Annotated in this window: 18 protein-coding genes; 1 reads left to right on the forward strand and 17 read right to left on the reverse strand. The window is 64.9% G+C overall.

The window, feature by feature from the left end; genetic code table 11:
• Positions 1–38: 38 nt before the first annotated feature.
• Positions 39–950, reverse strand: a complete 912-nt coding sequence (locus ACXIZN_RS24665; protein ID WP_457957109.1) for a hypothetical protein — start codon at positions 948–950, stop codon at positions 39–41.
• Positions 951–1,273: 323 nt separating this feature from the next.
• Between ACXIZN_RS24665 and ACXIZN_RS24670 the strand changes: the two genes are divergently transcribed.
• Complete coding sequence (locus ACXIZN_RS24670; protein WP_457957110.1) at positions 1,274–1,900, forward strand: hypothetical protein; 627 nt, start codon at positions 1,274–1,276, stop codon at positions 1,898–1,900.
• 26 nt (positions 1,901–1,926) lie between these two features.
• On the opposite strand, the gene ACXIZN_RS24675 is transcribed toward ACXIZN_RS24670, so the two are convergent.
• The 16 genes from ACXIZN_RS24675 to ACXIZN_RS24750 all read right to left on the reverse strand — a co-directional run bounded on the left by ACXIZN_RS24675 (position 1,927) and on the right by ACXIZN_RS24750 (position 15,537).
• On the reverse strand, positions 1,927–2,205 hold the full coding sequence (locus ACXIZN_RS24675; protein ID WP_457957111.1) for a hypothetical protein: 279 nt from the start codon (positions 2,203–2,205) through the stop codon (positions 1,927–1,929).
• A gap of 162 nt (positions 2,206–2,367) precedes the next feature.
• Positions 2,368–2,652, reverse strand: coding sequence for a M48 metallopeptidase family protein (locus ACXIZN_RS24680; RefSeq protein ID WP_457960592.1), 285 nt, complete (start codon positions 2,650–2,652; stop codon positions 2,368–2,370).
• The gene (locus tag ACXIZN_RS24685; protein WP_457957112.1) at positions 2,553–3,155 is read right to left on the reverse strand and encodes a YgjP-like metallopeptidase domain-containing protein; all 603 of its coding nucleotides are present in this window, start codon (positions 3,153–3,155) and stop codon (positions 2,553–2,555) included. Before ACXIZN_RS24685 ends, ACXIZN_RS24680 begins: the two co-directional genes overlap by 100 nt.
• Positions 3,152–3,763, reverse strand: coding sequence for a DNA-processing protein DprA (locus ACXIZN_RS24690; protein WP_457957113.1), 612 nt, complete (start codon positions 3,761–3,763; stop codon positions 3,152–3,154). The genes ACXIZN_RS24685 and ACXIZN_RS24690 overlap by 4 nt, the downstream gene beginning before the upstream one ends.
• On the reverse strand, positions 3,666–5,552 hold the full coding sequence (locus ACXIZN_RS24695) for a hypothetical protein (RefSeq protein ID WP_457957114.1): 1,887 nt from the start codon (positions 5,550–5,552) through the stop codon (positions 3,666–3,668). The genes ACXIZN_RS24690 and ACXIZN_RS24695 overlap by 98 nt, the downstream gene beginning before the upstream one ends.
• A 59-nt stretch (positions 5,553–5,611) precedes the next feature.
• On the reverse strand, positions 5,612–6,181 hold the full coding sequence (locus tag ACXIZN_RS24700; RefSeq protein ID WP_457957115.1) for a hypothetical protein: 570 nt from the start codon (positions 6,179–6,181) through the stop codon (positions 5,612–5,614).
• 192 nt (positions 6,182–6,373) lie between these two features.
• On the reverse strand, positions 6,374–6,688 hold the full coding sequence (locus ACXIZN_RS24705) for a hypothetical protein (protein ID WP_457957116.1): 315 nt from the start codon (positions 6,686–6,688) through the stop codon (positions 6,374–6,376).
• Positions 6,689–6,737: 49 nt separating this feature from the next.
• Positions 6,738–7,037 carry a hypothetical protein gene (locus ACXIZN_RS24710; protein ID WP_457957117.1) on the reverse strand — a complete coding sequence of 100 codons (300 nt, stop codon included), beginning with the start codon at positions 7,035–7,037 and terminating at the stop codon, positions 6,738–6,740.
• Between the two features lie 13 nt (positions 7,038–7,050).
• Entirely contained in the window at positions 7,051–7,824 is a 774-nt protein-coding gene (locus ACXIZN_RS24715) for a DUF7178 family protein (RefSeq protein ID WP_457957118.1), read from the reverse strand.
• A gap of 363 nt (positions 7,825–8,187) precedes the next feature.
• Positions 8,188–8,583: a hypothetical protein gene (locus tag ACXIZN_RS24720; RefSeq protein ID WP_457957119.1), complete on the reverse strand. Its 396-nt coding sequence runs from the start codon at positions 8,581–8,583 to the stop codon at positions 8,188–8,190.
• 1,835 nt (positions 8,584–10,418) lie between these two features.
• Positions 10,419–12,386: an AfsR/SARP family transcriptional regulator gene (locus ACXIZN_RS24725; protein ID WP_457957120.1), complete on the reverse strand. Its 1,968-nt coding sequence runs from the start codon at positions 12,384–12,386 to the stop codon at positions 10,419–10,421.
• A 1,098-nt stretch (positions 12,387–13,484) separates the two neighbouring features.
• On the reverse strand, positions 13,485–13,919 hold the full coding sequence (locus ACXIZN_RS24730) for a hypothetical protein (protein ID WP_457957121.1): 435 nt from the start codon (positions 13,917–13,919) through the stop codon (positions 13,485–13,487).
• A gap of 26 nt (positions 13,920–13,945) precedes the next feature.
• Positions 13,946–14,371 (reverse strand): pilus assembly protein TadG-related protein, encoded by a 426-nt coding sequence (locus ACXIZN_RS24735; protein WP_457957122.1) that lies wholly within the window; start codon positions 14,369–14,371, stop codon positions 13,946–13,948.
• Between the two features lie 26 nt (positions 14,372–14,397).
• Complete coding sequence (locus ACXIZN_RS24740; RefSeq protein ID WP_457957123.1) at positions 14,398–14,874, reverse strand: TadE/TadG family type IV pilus assembly protein; 477 nt, start codon at positions 14,872–14,874, stop codon at positions 14,398–14,400.
• Complete coding sequence (locus tag ACXIZN_RS24745) at positions 14,871–15,338, reverse strand: TadE/TadG family type IV pilus assembly protein (RefSeq protein WP_457960593.1); 468 nt, start codon at positions 15,336–15,338, stop codon at positions 14,871–14,873. Before ACXIZN_RS24745 ends, ACXIZN_RS24740 begins: the two co-directional genes overlap by 4 nt.
• Before the next feature lie 13 nt (positions 15,339–15,351).
• The gene (locus tag ACXIZN_RS24750) at positions 15,352–15,537 is read right to left on the reverse strand and encodes a hypothetical protein (RefSeq protein ID WP_457957124.1); all 186 of its coding nucleotides are present in this window, start codon (positions 15,535–15,537) and stop codon (positions 15,352–15,354) included.
• Between the last annotated feature and the right edge of the window lie 31 nt (positions 15,538–15,568).

A 15,568-nucleotide genomic window follows, 5' to 3' on the forward strand; every position in this document is an offset into this window, starting at 1 on the left:
ACCGCAGGCCGGTACGGAAGACTTCAAAAGCTCCATCCTTAATCCAAAAAATACGTCGCCCGCCTGGGCCATGCGATCTCTTTCCCATTGAAGTGCACACTGAGCCGATCGCCATCCTCCTGTCGACGAGCAAACGCCTCAACCAACTCGTCGCACGTCATGGAGCGAAACAGGCCAGGCAAAAACACCGTATGGTCACCCATGACGACGGCTACACACCGAAGCTCATCCGGCTGCTCCACCAGCAGCAACCGCCTTCCTTCGGGCGGAGCGTCGGGGTCGCGGAGAATGTAAGTCGGCAGAATTTCGGTCCCTGGCTGCTTGAGTTGCTCTCTGTACTGATCCATCACGTCTCGGAAGATGTAGCTCCATCCCAAAGCCGCAAAGGCCGCCAAATATGCGGCACGAATCCATGAGATCCGGGCTCGTGCTTCATCAAAGCGAGTATGCACTGTGAAGGAATGGTTAGGTTTGGGATTTTGGCTCTCGACGTAGGCATCAAGGGCTTCAAAGTGTGCAACTTGCTTCCTCTGATCGTTCTGTTTCGGAACTCCAAAAAGCTGGACGCCGTTCTCTGTCCACTGTGCCGTGCCCCTAAGCGGAATGCCGTCAACGTAGGACGTCATCGGGAGAGCGCGTCCGGTGACCCTTCCGCGCATGAAGTCGTCGGCGTCAGATCTTGTCGCCGCGTGTGAGTCGAAGGCGGTGCCCGCAGTGTTGTTACATCGTTTGCACGTCAGCAGCAGGGGGCTGCCACCAACACTCTTCGGGGGTACATCTTCGATAGTTAGGAGGCCAGCAGCTACCGCTTCGCGTGGATACGCCACAAGGCAACACGGGCAAGCGTAGTAGTCGTTGTTTCCGAGGAGCTTGTTACCCAGGCCGCGCCGGTCAAGCACCTTCCGCAGCTTGGGTGCACCCTCGTCGAACCATCGCAGCCGCTTGTCCACGATCACATAGCCTAACGTTCGTCATATCACAGCTCTCTACTGATCCTCCGTTCGTCGAGAGGTTGTGCCAGTCGCCGATGTTGCGGTTGAAGTCTCCGAGGTTGAGGCAGGTAACGATGAGAGGGGTCGGTCGAGGGATGGTTCCGTAGCGCGGTTTTCCGATCCCATCGGGTCAGCGGCACTTCACGGGTGCATGTTGGTCGGCTACGACCGTGCCTGGCTTTCGCAGCCAGTCGTGCCAACTCGCCAACAAGTTTCTTCTGCATCACGCCGAGGCCGTCTCCGTTAGCCTGGCCATCATGGGGGAAGGCGACGAGTGTGATGTGCCGGCGGTCGCTGTGCGCTGGTGTGACGACGAGCCGCAGCCTGGTCTGGTCGAGGTGGAGCTGGCCGACCGGCACGGCACAGTCCATCGGCTGGTCCACAAGACCTACTTCTTCGAGAGTGACGACCCGCTCCTACCGGACGCCGAGTACCCGATCGACGTCGCGATCCGGGGCACCGTGGTCGCGGTCGACGGGGAGGTGCTCACCGTGCGGGCCCACCACATCCCCGGCCGGGACCCCGCGGACGACCTGCTGACCTTCGAGGTCGACCTGTCCGATGTGCGGCCTGTCGCCGTCTTCCTCGTGGGAGAGCTGTGCGAGTTCGACGCGGAGGCGATCGTCCTGCTGGACGACGACTATCCGGGGGTGATCCTCGTCGAGTTCACCGACGCGTACGGCCGCCCGCACCAGCTGATCGGCAAAGTCCCCTACTTCGGCAACCACGAAGCGGTGACTCCGGACACGAAGTTCCCGGTCACCGTCACCGTCGACGTCGTGGTCGGCGAGTCCGCGGACGGGGTGGTCGCGGTCAGCACCCGCTGGCTGACCTCGTCCGAGGATCTCCCGTTCGTCTTCGATATTCCGGCCACAGCCCTGCGCACCATACGCGATCAAGAGCTGTAGATCGGATTCTCGACGACCTCATAGGCTTACGATTCGTCCCCGGCATCGCCTTCAAGGAGCTTGTACACGTTGCTGCGCTGCATCCCGACTTCCTTCGAGATCCTCAACCGCGGAACTCCGGCAGCGTCCGCGGCGAGGACGGCCTCACGCCGCTTCTTCCGCGCTTCTCGTTGCTTGGCCAAGAGACCGCTGATCTTGTCCTCGAGTTCGGCCTGTTGCTTGCGCGCGTCGTCGAGTTCCCTCTTGACCCCTTCGACCTCGGTTCGGCAGGCGCGAAGCTGAAGGACTTCCTCGGGGTCGCCCATCGGGGAGCCTCTCTCGCAGCGATTCACCGTGCTGCTCACGATGAACCTTCGTTGTTTCGTCGTGTGTATCACACATGTCTATCATTCCTCCGTCTAGGACATCTGGTGATGGCGGGCAACCTCCGGTCGCGCCAAGGTCGTCCGCCAGTTGTCTGCTCCCGGCTAGGTCGACGGCACGCCTGGCGTCCGGTCTCCGAGCCAGGAGTGCCTGCCGACCTCCGCAAGCTCAGCCTTGCGGTGCTGCCAGTCGGGCATCCACAGGTACATCCGCCGCTTCCAGGCGCGGCCATGAGCTGCCCCGCTGGGCTGGGGGGCGTGGGCTTGTTCGTGGACGAGCACATACTCGATCAACCGGAGCGGCAGACCGAACACGGCCCAGTGCAGCGTCGTGGTGTGCTTGGGCGGCCCGGTGTAGAGGCCCCAGCGGCGCCGGCCGAGGTCGCGCACGGCGTAGGTGAGGCCGGTGATCCGACCGTCCACCTCGTATTGGCGGCCCACGCGGCGCGCCCACGCCAGCCCACTTCCCGGTACAACCCGATCACCGCCCGGCGGACCAGTTCTGGCCGCTGCTTTCGCGCGTACAGGACACCGTCCGACGTGATCGCGGGAAGCTGGTCGAACTCCACGGGCGGTGCGGCGACGAGCTGGAGCCGGTAGCGGTGGCCGAGCAGGTCGAACTTCTCGCCATCGACGAACTCCTTGACCGCGAAGTCTGGAGCCAGGCGCATGGCAGTGTGGACCTTATCGGCGATCGATCGGCGACGGCTGCTGACGAATGCGGCAAGCTGCTCCGGGTCGGCCGTCGGCGAGATCAGGATCGCGACCGCGCCACCCGGCTTGATCTCGATGGCGGAGTTATGGCGACGCGGACGAATGGCCACCTCGACCTGCCACTCGGGCGGCAGGTCGAGGGCGGCCAGAGCGGCCCGGAAGGCGTCCGGGCCGATCATCGCACTCCCTCCTGGTAGTTGATGTGCTCGACCGAGCTGGCCACGGTGGCGGCGCCGGTGCGCAGCAACTCGTTGACGCCCGTTGACGTGACGGAGTGGATCGGTCCGGGTACGCCGTAGACCCGGCGGCCGAGCTCGCCAGCGGCTCGGGCGACGGCGAGGGAGCTGCTGCGCTGCCCTGCCTCGACGATCAGGGTCGCCGCGGCGAGAGCAGCCAACAGCCGGCACCGCGCGTGGAACCGGATGCGGGTCGGTCGTGTGCCGATCGGGTACTCGCTGACCAGCAACCCGCCCTGCTCGATCACCGCCTGGTAGAGCCGGGCGTGCTGGTGCGGATGGGTCCGGTCGACCCCGTTGGCGAGCACGACGATCGTCCTGCCGTCTGTGGCCAGTGCGCCGCGGTGCGCTGCTTCGTCAACGCCGAGGCTGCCGCCGCTGAGGACGGTCACCCCGGCACGGGCGGCATCGGTTGAGCCCTTTCGCGAGAACGGGATGCCTGACGAGGAGCGATTAGCCCCAGTTGCGGTATTCGCGGTTCCACTTGGCTTCGACCTTGGGCGCCAGTTCGGCGCGCAGGTCGTCCACGGTCCGGCTGTGTTTGGCGGCAAGCGCGGCCAGGATGAGCTGCGCATCCTCGTGGTACTCGGCGATGATGTCGCGGTGAAACGCCACGTTGCGCTTGGCAAGGAGCCGGGCGTAGGACAACGCGTCGATGTAGGAGCGCCGCGCGGTGAACTCGGTCTCGATCTGCCCGTACTGCTTGGTGCGCAGAGGTGTTCCGTCCGGTGCGGTGATCGATTTCGCAGCTTTTGCCTTCGCGCGTTCGGCCTTCTCCGCTTCCCGCGCGAGTTGCTCGGGGGTCTTGATCCGGCTGGGCCGGTTGCGGACGTCGACCGGCGCGCTGGGGTAGCACTCGGTGCACGCGGCCTTGCCGGCCTGCTCAACGATCTCGGTCTCGTCGTGCCCGGAGAGCTGGGTGAGCCAGGCGAATCGGGTGGCTGGGAAACAGGTGCGGCACGCCATGGTGCGGTGCACGTGGCCACCCGTGTTGAGGACCAGCCAGGCACGGGTCCAGCCGTCCCGGCGTGCGAACTCAGCTTCAAGAGGACGTGCCGCTTCCTCGCACTCGGCGATGGTCTGGCGAGCCTGTTCGATTCGGGGCCGCAACTCGGTCGCGTACTCGGCCATGCCGTCGTTCACCAGGCGCCGAACGCGGGCGGTGAGCCCCTTGAGGGTGTCGTTGGCCTTGGTGTGCTCGATGTCGAGCCGGGCGAGCTCTTCGTCGATCTCGGACGGAATTGCGGTCATGGGTTCGTCGATGGGCATGGTGTTCACCTCGGAACGGGGTCGAGCCAGACCGTGTCGGCCAGGCATGGGCGTGGAAGGCGTCGCCGGCGTGCCAGGCGCGGGGATGACCGCGGCGAATTTGGTGGTTGGCGGCGCGGTCGACAACGCGGATGCGGCGGGAGCCGGGCACTGGCCGACCGTCATCAATGGACGGCCGACCGGAGGTGCGAAAAGGTCAGCGGCAGTGGCCGGTGACCTGGACAAGGTGCGCCATGTCGACCACGGGCCCGGCCCAGTAGCGGACGTGGGCCGGTTCGTTCCCGATGCCCCAGACGTAGAGCCGGAAATCGGGGTCGTTCGGGCAGGCCCACACGGAGCGCTTACCGGACCCGTCGGGTGCGGGGCGCCGTGTTCGTCGCATTGATCATCGACGACCAGGCCCCCACCCCAGGACGACCGCAGGTGCGCGAACACCCGGACGTACGAGGCATCGAACGGCGCGGTGTGGGCTTCCTGCCGGGCCGCAGCCCATTCGGCCAGTGCGTCCGCGGACAACGGTCGGCGGGAGGTGATCACGGCGCACACGGCGTCGACGTCGGTGAGCCGGCCGTGGTCGCTGCTGTCCGCGTAGGCCAGTGCGCACGGCCCGGTGAACCACAACGTGATCCACTGCGGGCCGCGATGCCAGCCGCGCGCATAGCCGCGCCGGTCGCCCAGCTCGGTGATCGGGATCGGTGGCAACACGCCGTCCAGGCCCCGGCCCGGTCGGGGCGTCCACCCGTGTGCGCGGAGGTCGTCGTCCACGGTCGGGTAGATCATGTCCGTGGTCCGGGCGCCGGAGTAGCCGCGTGCCGCGCGGCTCAAGGTGTCCGCCAAGCCGTTCATGCGGCCGGTAACGTTGCGCAGGCCCTGCACCGGCATCGGGTTCGAGCTCAGCGCGTCGTCGTGCAGGTCGGCAACCTGGCACCGGAGTTCCTCCGCGAGCCTGGCCAGGCCGGTGAGGCTGCCAGCCTGCACACGGTTCACCGTCTCCAGGGACTCGGCCCGTGCGCGTTCCCGTTCGAGCTCCGCGCGCAGCGCGTCCAGGGTGGTCGAGTGGTCGGTGGTCATCGTGGTGCTCGCTTTCGTCGGTCGAATTGCGTAAATGTGTGGAGGTGGGGGAAAGGGGGTCACTGTTCGGCGAGCACGCGGTCGAGCTGATCAAGGAAGTAGTCAACGTCCGTGTTCGGGCGCATCGCGTCGCCCGACGGCATCCAGTCGGAGTCGTCGACGTAACCGGCGCTGGCGACCTGGTCGAAGGTGTCGACGTAGTCGGTGTGGTCGCATTCGCAGCAGTCCGGCGCGGTCACCGGGTACAACTGGCTTCCGACGTTCAGGTACGCGGTGGCCAGCGCGCGTTCCCGGAAGGTGGGCGCGGTGTAGGTGGCTATCGCGGTGACCACGCGGGCGGCCGGGAATCGGGCGAACGATTCGGCCAGCACGTCGTGGTGGGCGTGCCAGCACGCGGAGATGGTGCGGCGCCTGCCGTTCGGTCCGGTGCCCTTGCCGAACGCGTAGGCGCTGCCCTTGGCGCCACAACCCGCTGTGTCGGTGGCGCGGAGGGTGAACGTGGCGCGGGGACCGGCACGGTTGCTGCGATCCTCGCCCGTGCGCACGGTGATGTTTCCGTCGTAGAGCGCGCCGGACACGTCGCGGACGACACTGTGAATATCGGTGAGGGAAACGCCGTACACGAACATGGTGAACTCCTTTGCTCATTCGGGAAACGGTGGTGATGACGTGCACGCGGACGAGTCGAACAATCCGCAACAGAAAAAGGGCCGTTGCAACCATTGCGCGCGGTGAGAGCTGCGCAGCGCCCGTCATGAACGGGCGCCGAGACACGCGGCTGGTTATCGGTGACATGTCCGGGGGTGCGCGGACCGTTGTTGCTAGATCCAGGAATCGACGCGGCGGACGGTGGCGCCGCACTTCTTGGCGACGTACTCCGCAGCGTCGGCGAGGTCCGAAAATCGGTAGCGGTACGCGGACAGCGGCACCGGAACGGGCGCCCCGTCGGTGGAATCGATGCGCCAGCGTCCGCGCGGTGCGCGTTCGCAGGCGACGAACGCACACCCGTCACGAGTGAAAGCGACCGCGCTATCGGCGTCCTGTTCGCCGTAGGTGTCGTCAGTCATCACGTAGCCGTTTTGGGCGTACTGAAAGTGGAGCTCTACGACGTTGGCCGTGTCCGTTTCGGTGGACATGTTCTCTCCCTTGGCGTTGGCCGGTAGGACGTGGGAAGGTGCGCGGGTTTCAGGCCCAGCGCGGTTGGAATTCCTCGCGCAGTCCGTCAAAGGTCCACGCGCCGAAGATGCGGAACTGTCCAGTCCGCACGCGCACGTGTGCGCGCGGGACACAACCGCTCGGCGTGAACGCGGTGTGTTCGCCAAGTCGGTAAGCACCCCGAGTCGCGGTGACCAAAACGGAGATTTCGCCGCGCGGGGTATACCCGGTCACCTTGGCCGGTACGAGACCGGAGAAGCTGTCCAGAAAGATAAGGTCACCGACCCGAATAACAGTTGTCGGAATCGAACAGTTTTGCGTGTCATTCATCGTGAGACCTCACTTAGGCAGCCGACTGGTAGCCCGTTCCGGGGCACGTGGCCAGATCAGGCAGGTAGACGGTCCGGAATTCGTTCCACGCGCGTTCGGAATTCGCGCGGGCATGGTTGCGTCCCCTGTCCAGCCGGTTGCGGCCGCGCCGTTGCTCGGCTTCCTGGTTGAGTCGTTGACGGACCAACCAGGTCACGGCCTGCACCTGGTGCGCCGAGACGCGTTCTCCCCCGCGTGCGGAGATCAGCTCCGCGGCACGGCGGTACAGCCTGACCACGTGGTCGTACTGCCGGCGGGAAACCGATCCGTCCTTACGGCGGAACCCGTTGACCGGCGCCGAGTCGTACTCCTCGGAGGTGAGCGCGCGACCGTGCGCCACCGACAGCGCGTGCCGATCGATCACCACGCGCGGGTCATCCGGATCTTGATCTCCGCCGAACTCGATAAGGTGGGCAAAGTCGCGGATTTTCGGACCGTTCAGAATATCCTCATACTGCTCACCGGCGAGCAGCCGATCAGCCGCGCGTTTCTGGCCGGTCGTGGCGAACATTCCGGAACCGGGCCCGCCGATTCCCTTACCCTCGCGCAATACGCGAGCGGCATTAAGGACGTTGCCGATCCATCCCTGTTGCGGCGAGTAAATCGCGAGCATTCCGGCGCCGAGGTGAGCGTCACCGTTCGCGATGACGGTTGCCACGTGGTACGCGTCGGCATACCAGCGCATTCCTTGCGCGGTTTCGTCGAGTGTGGCCTGTTCCCAGTGCCACACGATGTTTTCGTGGCTCACGGGGTGCGCCCGAAACCATGGGTGGTCGCTGGGGGCAGGCATGACAATTCAGTCCCCTTAGGTGTGATTCACGGTCACCGGCGAGTCGTCCCACAAGCGGGACCATCCCGATTGCACGGGACGCGCGCCGGCCGTTCGTACATATTTGCCCAGGGCGAGCAATTCTCGTCGCACTTCCCCGACGTCCAATTTCCACAGCTCACGGGAGATTTCGTCCCGTACGCGGTCAAGGTCAATCGCACCCGATGACGCGAGGGAATACAGAGCGGACGACATACCGCCGTGCCAATCGGACGCGATCCGTCGCGCTTGCCCATTGCTGATCATGACAATGACTGCACTCATCAGTTTTCACCCCGCGATTCACGCCGCGACCGTGGCCGGAATGGATTCCATGGCGGAAAAATCGAAAATGGCGAGCTGCACGGTTTCCCGCGCAAGGGCCATTGCCTCGGACAGGCCCACAGTCACGACAGAAACGTCCAGGTAGACGCGACCGGTCGCAGGATCGCGCCACCCGCCGAGAATCCGACCAGGCAGCGAGAGAGCGTCTTTTGCTTGCGCGATGTATTCGTGAAGATCGCTGCTAGTCACGGGACCGTCGAAAACTTGTTCACATTCCGGGTGCACGGCAACCGCAAAGCCAGTACGGACGTCCGAACCGTCGTCAGGATTGACAGAAAAACCGCCGTCCGGAACGGACAGAGCGTCCGCCATGGCACTAATACGGACAGACCAATCGATCAGAGACATAGTCATGGCGGTACTCCGTTTCGTGCGCGAAAGTGGTTGACTGGCAGCGATTCAGACCAGTTGCGAACTGGCATCGAAACGCGTAACCCTCGCCGTTGCGAGATCTCCGCCACGGGGACACGTCAAAAGACACCGTGGTGATCGACTCGCAGGGACGCCGTGCCCTGGTCTCGTCGCCTCCTTGGCGGCCGTCCTATTTACATGTCTATTAGACACTTAAGTAGGACACTTCGCAAGAGTGTTCACCCTGGTCGTGACCGTCTCGTGACATGACCTTTGAAACGGCGCCGGTCAGCGGCCATGCGCGTATGAGCTGCGCGAACAGCAGCCGGCACGGCGGAGCCCAGCCGCGCGAACAGCAGCCGGCACGGCGGAGCCCAGCCGCGCGAACAGCAGCCGGCACGGCGGAGCCCACGGAAACGAAGGTAAAGGAACGGCGACCATCGCAACCAGGGCGACCACGGAGTCGGGAGGATCGCCAGCCGACCACCACCAGACGACTGTTCATATGCCTGCCGGCTACCGAGTCGGGCGTTGCATCGGCAGGGTCTGCGGTGCTCATGACCAGGCGGTTTAGTGCACCCGCGGGCCTACCGCTCTAACAGGAAACTGGATCGGACCGTCGAGCAGCAGGTCGCTACGACACCACAGATCCCGCGAGGCCTCATCGTCTACGTCCGCCCAGCCCCCGGTCCGGACACCTCAGCAGGAAGAACTGATCCCTGCTTCAGCTCATCCTTCAGCCAGGATTCCGAGACAGTCGGCCCCCAGGAAGCCCTCGTTCAAGCAAGCGACCTCCGCACGCCCCTCTCACTGGACCACTGGGAGACGCGACCCGAATCCGAGGTCAAGCTCTCACGCTATCTTCCCCGAAGATAGCTAGCCAACCTCTAACAGCTCCAGCACATACGCAAGCCGTAACACTAGAGCCATTAAGCATCACTAGATGATTATAAATCAGGCTTAACTCTGCGAACAAGACCCGCCAACTATGCCCGTAACGAGCTTAGTACGCAACATAGTCTGCTGACACAAGAAGTTGGATAGGTTGCAAAGTCTAAAGTTGACTTGCAGCCTTAGATTCTAATAATTAGATCCTAAGATCCTGCCCGCAAGCGGCAACCAAGCCGTTGACGTGCGAAAACGTTCGTTTACGCACCATTGCCCCCGCGAGGGGTTTGCGACTTCGACCCAAATTCGGTGCGGCATCGCCGATTCGGTACGCTTCGATAAGCACCGGAGCGGCCGCGGTGCAAGGTCATGTTTCGTCCTGAAGTCACCGATCTCGGGGAAGAGATCGGGAACTGCCCCGACTCTCCCGAGCCACGCTCGGGTGATAGTCACAGGAGGAACATTGCTCAGGCGAAAGAGCAGAGTTGCCAAGCAAAGGGGTCCGTGCTGCAGCAAAACGTGGTGTCACGAGAGCAGCGGGGCAGGTTGCCGCCCGCCCCGCTGGATACTCGTCCTTGCCGCCCTTGCCAGGCCGCTGTATGACCTTGGAAAGGAGGCATGGCGCCACTTGCTGGTGAAGTGACCAGGTGGGTCGCGGTACCCATTCAGAGGCCTCGACCCGCCTTACAGCTTGTTGCCGTAGCAGCGTGCTGCTAGCAGAAATGCTAGCAGCACGTTAATACGTGTACTTGTGTAGCCACCGTGTGGTGTACCCCAGATCTGGCGGCGAGTCTGCAGGTGGGAACGTGTTGCTGTTGGGTCATCGTTGAAGAACATCGGCCTGGCGGAGCGCCTGTCGAATCTCAGCGGCAGCACAGAAACCGAGCGACTTTCCGCACAGGACGACCAACGCCAGCGAAGTGCTGCTGGCGAGGCCAGGGGTTTACCGCTCAGCCAGCGGCGGCGTTGTCGGTCGGAAACTGCCGACGGGTGCTTCCGCGGCGTTGAAGAAAGTCGGCGAGGTTAAGCGTCTCCCTGCTGGGACGCTGGTTGATCTCGTCGAGCGTGGTGGTCAAGAGCGCCAAGGTGCGCGGGATGGCGGCGTGCTGGCCGAGGCGCGCCTGTGTACGAATGATGTCGCGATATACGCCTTCGTTGTACGGATCGAGCGTACGAGTGCGTTCCAGCAGTTCGAGCACAGTGTCCGGATTGGAGTCGCCGTGCAAACGGATCAGAGCACCCAACCCGTCCAAGACGTCGCGGCGAATGGACTCGCGGTAGGGCTCGACCCACGACGCGACCAGATCCTCGGCGAGATCACCTTGGTATAGCTCGACGGCATCGCGCAGCTGAGTCTGAGATTGACGATCGGCCGTGCGCGGGAGCCGCAGGGCGTGTTCGAGATGCCAGAAGTCAACGACGGCTAGGTCGGGATTGAGCTGATAGCGGCCGTTCTCGCTGAGGATGAGGTTGCCGGTCAGGCCGTCGGTGGCGTCGCTGAGCGTGCGGCGCAGCGTCGAAAGCGTGTTGTGGAAACTGTTGTACGGCCGAGGGGGCCGGCTGTCAGGCCAGACTGCTTCGTTGAGGACTTCGCGGCGGACACCTCGGGGGTGCAGTGCAAGGTAGACGAGCATCTCGCGCTGCTTCGGGGTAAGCGTGCCGGTGAGTTCGCGTTCGCCGCAATCGTCACGCAGGGCAAGGTGGACACAACCGAGTATGCGCAAGGTAAGCGGCCGTTGAGACGCCCCCGGGTCCTTCGCCACCAGGCTCGGCTGCTCCGCGGTCCGTGTTTCACGGTTGACGGGCAGGGCGTCGACGGTGCTGAGCTCATCAACTCTAGCCGCGTTTGGGTCAGGCGGCTGGACGTCGAACACTTGCAAGCTCGGTATCGATGCGGCCTGCTTCTCGTGGCGCAGGTCCGGCGGACGGGTCGACTCGAGCTGTGTCATCTCCTCCTCCGAGCGCGGCTCTGACCCCGGGCGTCGCATGCGGCCGTGATCGTCCGCGAGCGGCACATCGTCATCGCCAGCCGCGGTGGCTACGAGGTCGGGGACCACTTCGGCGTCGCGGAGCAGGTTGAGCAACTCGGTGGCGTCGGCGGCGGGGAGGGTGAACAGACGTGTGCCGGCGAGGAAGTCGCCAAGACCGGGGCTGGTAGCGCTGACGGTGCCGTCGGGGCGGACACGGATAGTCGCGCCTGGCCGCCATTGGCCGAGCAGGATGCCGGCCAGGCCGAGAGTGGAGCCGTTGTCGAGGACGGCCTGCAAACGGCGATCGGCGTGTGGTGCAGGGCTGGCAAGCAGCACAAGCGAGGCTGCGGCGGCATGCGATTCACTCTCCACGAGAGCGTGGCGGGTACGGGTCAACAGGGCCGCTTCCATCTTGTCGAGGGCGGCGTCGAGGGAATCGACCACCAGGACGGTGGAAGGCAACTGCTCGACCTGAACGTCGTCGAACGCCAGGTGCAAGTCCTCGGCGGGGATGATCACGCAGATGCTGCCGCCGTGCTGGTGCTCGGCAAGCAGGTGAAGCAGGAGTGCGCGGGCGGCATCCGTGGCGCCGGGCCCGGCCAGCCCCAGGCCGCGGGTGCCGGCGAGGTTCAGTGCGAGTTCGTTTCCACCTCGAACGCCGACTCGTGTCGGAACGAGTGCCGGTTCGTCGTCGGGTTCGAGCGCGCCGTCTGCGGTGATGTGGATCCGTGGTGAAGCGGGCGCCAGGTCGATAAACTCCACGTCGTTGGACTTCATGTTGTCGTCGTTTGCGGTGCGCAGTGCGCGGACCACGGGCGCGATTGGGCGCTGGAGGTCGGCGCGGTCTCCGCTGCCGATGCGGTAACGACGGCGTCGCCACACTCTCATCGACACCGTGGCTGCGGTGACTAGGCCGGCCAGGCCGAGGCTGACGAACACGCCAGTCATCAGGTCCAGGCCTGGTTCGGCCTGGGCGGCCGCACCCGGAACCTGCGTGGTCGGTGCTGGCTGGGTTGAGGGGGTCGGACGCGTCGGAGGGGTCGGTTGCGGGGGTATGGACGGCGGGCGTTGCTCGTCCAGCGCTGGTTCGTCGGGCGGGGCGGGGATGTAGGCGGTAATCCTCCAGCCGGGCCGCACCAGGTTGGGGTCGGTGAGTGCACGACCGTCAGGTTGCTCGACGCCTCGGTTGAGCTGGAACAGCTCGGGCCNGCGGGGGTATGGACGGCGGGCGTTGCTCGTCCAGCGCTGGTTCGTCGGGCGGGGCGGGGATGTAGGCGGTAATCCTCCAGCCGGGCCGCACCAGGTTGGGGTCGGTGAGTGCACGACCGTCAGGTTGCTCGACGCCTCGGTTGAGCTGGAACAGCTCGGGCCATCGGCTACCGCCGCCGGACCCGTAGACGCGTTCGGCGATCCGCCACAGGCTGTCGTAGATCCCATCGTGCGGAAGCCGGACTTCATCGGTGGTCCGCACGGTTCCTGGAGGTGCAGGCGCAGCTCGATCGGTTAACTGTCGGGCCAGCGTGTGCACAGCGGGGCCGGGCGTCAAGGGCGCGGTCACCGCAACCCCCGTCAGAGCCGGTGCTGCCGACGTCGGCACCGTGTATGGGGTTCGGCTGCTGAGCAGGGTCAGCACGATGGTGCCAATGAGGGCTGCGGCGAGCCCGTGCAGCGGGCCAGGCGGACGGTCCTGCGGCCAGGTGATCCCGCGCGCGGCGTCGACGGTGCACCGAATGACGTCGATGGCGAAGAAGAACCAGACGATCCAGCACAACAAGACCAGGGTATTGAGCAAGACCTGCGGGCTCATGGAGTTGGTGAGCAGTGTCGCCTGGATCTCGTCCCAAGCCGGCAGATGATTTGGCAGAGGCCAACCGACGAAATGCGCCAAAGCCCAGGGCAGGCCGGCAACGAGCGCGAGCAGGGCGATGAGGGCGAGCAGTCCACACAGGATTCGGCCGACGAGCCAGAGAGCGTTGGCCGGCGCCCACGAGGCGTGGTGGTTCGTGCTCGGTGTCAGCTTCACGGCGTGCTCAATTCCTTGGCAGATCAAGTCACTTCGACAGGGACGCCCGCGGCCGCGGACCGAGGTTTGGCAACCTCAGGGCCCGCCGGCGCCGGTCCGGATGCCTTCGTCGGCGCCGTGGGTAGACCTTGGCGCGCCTCGGTCTTCGCAGCGGACGAGGTGGGCTTCTTGCGTTTGGTGCGAGCGGTCTTCCGGCCGTTGAGCCACCGATCCAGGTCAGCAATGGGCACGTCGGTGAACTTCGCCAACTCGTCCATGCCGATCACGTCGTTGGACTCGGCGAGTACGTCACCGAGTTCTCGCTCGACATCGCTGAGTTGCTCGGCGACGTCCGCCCGAAGTTGTGCGAGTTCGCCGACCCGCTTCGCCGCGGCAGATCGTTTCGCGGTCGCGGCAGTGTCGTTCTCTGCGACTCGATGTTCGATCTCTTCAAGAGTGGCCATCCTGGTCTCCTTCATCGTTGACCTGCGTTGAGGGCCGCTGGTCATGGCAGGGCTCCCGAAATTCCTTTCTGTGGCTGAGCTTTTCCGGTACCGATGACCGTGATCGAGCCGATGCCGATCAACGAGAGCAGCTGCGTCGATTGGCTGACGGTTACGGTGACGTTGACCGTGTTGCCGGCGACGGAGACGGTGCCGGCGTGGCCAACGGCGGCGAGGTAGTTGCGGGCGGCAGCATTGGCTTGCTGTGTTTCCAGGCGCAGTGTGCCGTTGGCGCGGTAGGCGGTCAGATCGATTTCCTGGGCGCCGGCCCGGGCGGCTTCCTGGGCTTCACCGAGGGCACGGATCTTGGCCGCCAGCGCGAGTCCGCCATCGAGCACAAGTCCAGCGAACAGCAGGGCCGCGGTAACGATGATGACGACGAACGCGGTGACCCGCCCGCTGTGGTCCTCGCGCAGTTGGCGCAGCACGCAGCGAGGAGACGATCCTGTGAAGCTCATCCTGGTCCTCCTGTCTGCACGAAAGTGCCGCGCCACACGTCTACTGGTGAGGAGAAGCTGGATTCGAACCTCCGAGATCCCGGGACGCCGAGCATCGTCAGGTCACCCAGACCGACGCTGCACGAGACGGTGACGGTGACCGTCGAGCCGGGCTTGAGCCCTTGGGTGTCAGTGGAGATCGAGAGTGACTGGCAAGTGATGCCAGCGGAAGCCAAAGCGGCGCTGGCTGTCGCCTGAGCGTTCGCCGTTGCCTGCGACGGAGTACGGGCCAGGGTGGCAGCGCGAGCGGCCTGGTGCGCCACGTCGTTGATCCGCAGCTTCGTGTCAGCGAGCCGACCGCACAGCACCACGAACAACAGCAGCAGAATGAGCAGTGGAGTGAGCAAAGTGAGCTCGGCCGCGGCGGAGCCACGTTCATCGCGGCGCAGCATGCACAGCTGGGCGCGCCTGCAGGGCTTGGAACTCGCGCTCATGGCGCTGCCCCCGCACCAGTCGGCGGAGTGAATTTCTCAACGGGACCAACTGCTTCGGCGTGAATCGCGAGGATCATGAACGGAATGACACTCGTCGCCGTTCCCGTGATGGTCACCGCGGCTTCGGCGCTCCCCCGCTGTGCGTTGACCACACCTCCCTGCAATGGACCACTTCCCAGTTGCGCCAGGACGCGTTGCCCTTCAGCGTTGCCTGCGGCTGCGCTGCCGCCGGAGACCCGCGCTGCGGACAGCGCCTTGGATGCGGCGGCTTGGGCGATGTGGGTGGCGTGCATGTACAACGCGAACTGGGCGATGAGGAGAATCAGCAGAAGCAGCAAAGGCGTGGCGATGACGAGTTCGACCGTTCCGCCACCCCGCTGGTCGTTGCGCAGTCGACGCAGCGCGGAGCGCACGCGCGCCCCGAGCGGCCGCTCGCGTGTCGTCGCCGTGTTCGATCGAGGCATCGTGGTCACCGTCCTACAGATTGATACCGTTGGCTTTCTGGGTGACCTTCATAACGATGATCGCGATCACGGCGATCGCGAGCGCCGCCAGCAGAGCAGTGACCACGACAGCTTCGGTCGAGTACCCGTCCTCGTCGTGACGTAGTCGATCCAGCGCTGCGCGAAGGCGGGCGACAAGAATCTGGACTTCGGTGAACATCAGCTTCTCCCCTGTGGTTCGGGGTCCGTTA

This window comes from Amycolatopsis sp. TRM77291 (assembly GCF_054166285.1).